Source organism: uncultured Albimonas sp. (assembly GCF_963977235.1).
Taxonomy (GTDB): Bacteria; Pseudomonadota; Alphaproteobacteria; order Rhodobacterales; family Rhodobacteraceae; genus Albimonas.
In genome coordinates, this window is record NZ_CAXBOD010000142.1 from 1 (window position 1) to 2,093 (window position 2,093).

1 protein-coding gene is annotated in these 2,093 nt (G+C 73.1%); it reads left to right on the plus strand.

Annotated features, from left to right (window positions below; all coding sequences use genetic code 11):
- The first annotated feature begins 393 nt into the window (after positions 1–393).
- Positions 394–1,920 (plus strand): malonyl-CoA synthase, encoded by a 1,527-nt coding sequence (locus AAC134_RS23785; RefSeq protein WP_339952289.1) that lies wholly within the window; start codon positions 394–396, stop codon positions 1,918–1,920.
- Positions 1,921–2,093: the final 173 nt, after the last annotated feature.

A 2,093-nucleotide genomic window follows, 5' to 3' on the forward strand; every position in this document is an offset into this window, starting at 1 on the left:
GGCCCTTGCGGGCCTCAGGAGGGCCCCGCCTTGGCGGGGCCTTCTGCGTTTCGAGGAAGGGCGCGGCACGGCCGCCTTGGCGGCTTGTTGCGCGTCTGGGCGGGGCGGTCTGGCCGGACGGCGGCGTGCGAAGGGCGAAACCGCGCCAGCGCCGAGGCGGCTTGCAGGGCGCGGGACGGGGCCGCCTTCGGACCGGCGCTTGGGACGGGCGCCCGCCGACCGGCAGCGGGCGCGGCGGCGTTTCGGGCTTCGGCGTCCGAGGGAGGCGGTCCGCGGCGTTCGTGGGGGGCGGCGGGCAGAGGCGTCGCGGGCGGCGGAGGCCGGGCGCTTGCGCCGGAGGCGGCGGGCGTGCAGGAAACGGAGCGACTGCAGAAACGTGCCGGGAGCCCGCCGATGACCTCGCCCTATGCCGGAAACACGCTCGCCTGCGCCCTGCGCGCGCCCTCCGCGGGCGACGACGGGCGGCTTTTTGCGCAAGTCGCCGGCCGCGCGCCGATGAGCTATGGCGAACTGTGGCAGGGGGCCGAGAAGATGGCCGCGGCGCTGGTCGCGGCCGGCGTGAAGCCCGGCGACCGGGTGGCCGTGCAGACCGAGAAATCGCTCGAGGCCGTGCAGCTCTACCTTGGCGCGGTGCTGGCGGGGGCGGCCTTCCTGCCGCTCAACACCGCCTACGTGCCTGCCGAGATCGAGTATTTCCTGACCGACGCCGAGCCGTCCGTCTTGGTCTGCGATCCCGCCAGGCTGGACGCGCTGGCGCCGCTGGCCGAGACGGCCGGGGCGCGGGCAATGACGCTCGACGGCGAGGGGCGCGGGACGCTGGCGGACGCGGCCGCGGCGCAGGCCGCGGGGTTCGAGGCGGTGGCGCGGGGGGACGGGGACCTCGCCTGCATCCTCTACACCTCGGGGACCACCGGACGCTCGAAAGGAGCGATGCTGAGCCATGGCAACCTGCTCTCGAACGCCCGGACCCTTCGCGACTGCTGGCGGTTCACCGCGCAGGACCGGCTGATCCACGCGCTGCCGATCTTCCATGCCCACGGCCTCTACGTGGCGCTGAACGTGACGCTGGTCGCGGGCGGCTCGCTGATCTTCATGGCCGGGTTCAAGGCCGAGGCGGTGCTCGAGGCGATGCCTGGCGCGACCGCGCTGATGGGCGTGCCGACCTTCTACACCCGCCTGCTGGAGCTGCCGGGCCTGGCCGAGGCCGCGCAGGACATGCGCCTGTTCGTGTCCGGCTCGGCTCCGATGCTGACCGACACGCATGAGAAATGGCGCGCGGCCACCGGGCAGACGATCCTCGAGCGCTACGGGATGACCGAGACCTCGATGAACTGCTCGAACCCCTACGAGGGCGAGCGGCGGCCGGGCACGGTGGGCTTCCCGCTGCCCGGCGTCGAGGTGAAGGTCACCCATCCCGAGACCGGGGCCGAGCTGCCTGACGGCGAGACCGGCAACCTCGAGGTGCGCGGGCCCAACGTGTTCCTGGGCTACTGGCGGATGCCCGAGAAGACGGCCGAGGAGAAGCGCGCGGACGGGTTCTTCATCACCGGCGATCTCGCCAGCCGCTCGACCGACGGCTACGTGACCATCGTGGGACGGGCGAAGGACCTGGTGATCACGGGGGGCTACAATGTCTATCCCAAGGAGATCGAGGGGATCATCGACGACCTGCCCGGCGTGAAGGAAAGCGCGGTCATCGGGCTGCCGCATCCCGACTTCGGCGAGGGGGTGGCGGCGGTGGTCGTGCCCGAGAGCGCGGGCGCGGTCGACGAGGCCGCGGTGAAGGCGGCGCTGGCCGACCGGGTGGCGAAATACAAGCAGCCCAAGGCGGTGTTCGTCATCGACGAACTGCCGCGCAACACCATGGGCAAGGTGCAGAAGAACGTGCTGCGCGACGCCTACAAGGGGACGTTCGGCTGAGGCCTTCGCGGAAGAGCCTCGCGAGGGGGGGCCCGGGTTGCGCGGCCGGGGCCGCGCGGCGGGGCTTGGGTTGCGCGGCCGGGGCCGCGCGGCGGGGCTCGGGTTGCGCGGCCGGGGCCGCGCGGGGGGACGCTTCTGAACTCACCAGAGAACAGAGGCCGCGCCTGTCCTCC

Excerpts from the sequence above, each read along its gene's own strand:
- AAC134_RS23785 (WP_339952289.1), top strand. The coding sequence starts at position 394 with ATGACCTCGCCCTATGCCGGAAACACGCTCGCCTGCGCCCTGCGCGCG.